Source organism: Nostoc cf. edaphicum LEGE 07299 (assembly GCF_015207245.1).
GTDB lineage: Bacteria > Cyanobacteriota > Cyanobacteriia > Cyanobacteriales > Nostocaceae > Nostoc > Nostoc edaphicum_B.
The window spans coordinates 1-2,667 of record NZ_JADEXF010000973.1 but is presented as its reverse complement, the minus strand read 5'-3'; the positions used below and the strand labels follow the sequence as shown (position 1 = coordinate 2,667).

The following is a 2,667-nucleotide window of genomic DNA, read 5'->3' as shown; positions in this document are numbered from 1 at the left end:
GTAGTGATTTTCTTGGTGCTGTTACTGCTACCTGGTTCGTCGCTAAGTCCCCTAGCAACGCCTTTGAGTTTAGGATGGGCATTGTTGACGGCGGTCGTAACTGCTACTTTCGCAACCTTAGCAGAGGCAGTCTCACCCCACGGCACAGATAACCTCAGCGTACCTCTAACAGCTGCGGGAGTAGTTTGGATTTTCATGCAGGGTTTTTAAGGCACTCCCAATTAGCTCTTTCCCAGCCTACAACTAGAATTTCAGGCACTCATAATATAGATTCTCAATAAAAACAGCTATTTCACTGCGATATCTGCGGCGGGTTATGACGCTCGACAACTTACTAACGCTGCACTATCGGTATCGCACTATTAAATCGGTGATTTATACTCCTAATTTTTAGCAGCTAACTTTGGAGCACTGCTCCTTCATACTACTTCCATACTACTATTTTTAAGTTCGCAGTGTTCGAAAACACAATATGTTTGTGATCAAGAACACATATTTTCTGACTGAGACAACTATATGATCTTCCCCACATGGACGTACAGCAATAATACATTTTGCAACTTGATGTCCATCTTCTTTCTGTTAACTCCAGCTATACACAGTTATGCTTCATTTTCTGATTGAGCAGAAATTGTCAAAGCATACTTGAAAGGATTTCCCACAATTGAAGAAGGCAGAAGCCTGTAAGTATCAATCAAAACTTTAGTTGTGGGTGATTGCCCACTACTAGAACAAATTTGTGTCGAGATATGTAACACCAGACACAAAGCATCCTTGCTTCAATCTCATGCTTTTAAGCGTGGGATTAAAGCAAAATTGCCTTCATACCTGCTACTTTCTGGCTTCTAAATGCATTTTTCATCAAAAAACAACTCTAGCAACATAGGTACATTCAATATGAACTTTAAACAATTTGGTGTATTACTATCTCTATCTACAATTCTTGGACTCAACGTGATTGGGACCAAGGTTTTGGCTGACGAGTCTAGTATTACTTTTGGAGATGCAATCGCGTCTGGTGGATGTAAGATTGAGGGTCAGCTTGCTGGAGAGGATGGTAGAACCTTATCGCTCATCTTGGATAACTTTAGTGCATTCAGTGGTGCCCGTAAAAGGTGTATTTTACGCATTCAAACTTTTATTCCAAGTGGTTTCATCATCCAAAATGTACAAGTACTATACCAAGGAAATACTGATATTAATAGAGGGAGTAGAGGTACCAGCTTAAGCAGAACTTATAGCTTTAGTGGTGGTGCTTTTGGGCAAGCCGTAGCTCGCCCTCAAACTACCAATTTTGCAGCGACTAAGGCATTTGCGGAGCAAGATGAGATTACTGTTCTAGCAGCTTCAGGTTTATGTAGTGGTGGTGGGCAAGGACAATTAGGTATTAATCTCGTTGCACAATCCTCAGCAGGAAGTTCTATTTTCGTTGATACAGCCGATCTCAATGCTGGGGATGTGATACTTCGTTTTGACCTAAAGCGTTGCTAGTAGTTGCTTTTAGCCATTCTGGGGATAGGTGGTGATACACCGCACCGAATTCCAAATTTAGTGGTCTTCAATGAGTGGTGAGTCTAAATCCCCCACTCATTGAATCTACCGAATGTATTCTTCTTTAAAATTACAAATTTCTATTGATGGAGAGGAAGTTATGTTGAGATTAAGTAATGCACGTAATTTTTTCATATTAATGTGCTTGTTTCTTTCCTATTGTTATGATGCCAATTCATCTAGCGCTGCTGCTCCAATAAACAACCAGCCACGATTTTCGGTTAATAGGGGATGTAATATAAGTTTCAATCCGCAAATAAGTCAGTTTACACTTCGCTCGCCTATAACTGTAAAGGGACAATCGTCAAGGGCTAGATGTATCATTAGAATTGATACCTCTAATACTCAAAAGCAATTTAGGCTCGTGCCTTTAGCTGTAAAAGGTGTAGTAAAGAAAGGATCAGCACGAGTAGCTATCACATCATTTTTACTTGGCGATAAAGTAACACCATATCAAATAACATATGGAAATGCTAGAAATTTTGATTTGACCAAGCAAATACTTCCAACTAACTATACAACTACAGGAAAAAGTGTTTTAGGCGTTAATTTAGTGTTAACAACAACCGGAGGAGAATTAGTGTTGACAGATTTCAAGTTTGCAGTTCAACAAAAATAATCAGCTCAATTTTGAGCGATGCTCCCCAATTCTGATGACGTTGCGTTTGCAATCAAGGTGCTGTCAATATTGGCAAAGGCAGCGATAACTGCAAAGTCAGTATCCTTGCGGAAGTCAGTAATGATATAGGACTCATATCTGATTTTTGAACTATTTTTTAGATAAAACCCTTATAAAACGGGCTTTTCAGTCTCAAAATATTTTCAAAAATTAAATCGGAGTCCTATATCAGTACCTTGTTTAAGTTATTATAGTGACAACTCCCTACGTAAGTTCTAATTCCAATTGCGGCGGAAATGGAAGAAGCCTTCTAAAAACTCTTGCAAAGCAATATTGCTATTTAACTTTTGCTTACTCCACTCTCTTGCAGTTCGTTCCAGAATTTCTGAGAAACTGGGATAGGCAAGAGATAAATTTGCTAGGTGTTTGACTTTAATTTTTTGTGATATTGCTAAGGCAATCAAATTAATTAATTCGCCAGCTTCTGCCCCCAATAT

The 2,667-nt window shown here is 39.1% G+C and carries 2 protein-coding genes and 2 pseudogenes; 3 read left to right on the top strand and 1 reads right to left on the bottom strand.

The genetic code is table 11. The features are described 5' to 3' along the window. The 3 genes and pseudogenes from IQ229_RS23325 to IQ229_RS23315 form a co-directional block, all read left to right on the top strand. Window positions 1-210 (top strand): annotated as a pseudogene (locus tag IQ229_RS23325) (diacylglycerol/polyprenol kinase family protein); the annotation flags it as partial. 687 nt (window positions 211-897) lie between these two features. Continuing rightward, a complete protein-coding gene (locus tag IQ229_RS23320) occupies window positions 898-1,491 on the top strand; it encodes a DUF4360 domain-containing protein (RefSeq protein ID WP_194047838.1) in 594 nt (197 codons plus the stop codon). A 112-nt stretch (window positions 1,492-1,603) separates the two neighbouring features. After that, window positions 1,604-2,170, top strand: a complete 567-nt coding sequence (locus tag IQ229_RS23315) for a hypothetical protein (protein ID WP_194047837.1) — start codon at window positions 1,604-1,606, stop codon at window positions 2,168-2,170. A gap of 275 nt (window positions 2,171-2,445) precedes the next feature. Here IQ229_RS23315 and IQ229_RS23310 read toward each other — a convergent pair. Beyond that, window positions 2,446-2,667, bottom strand: a pseudogene (locus IQ229_RS23310) (mercuric reductase); the annotation flags it as partial.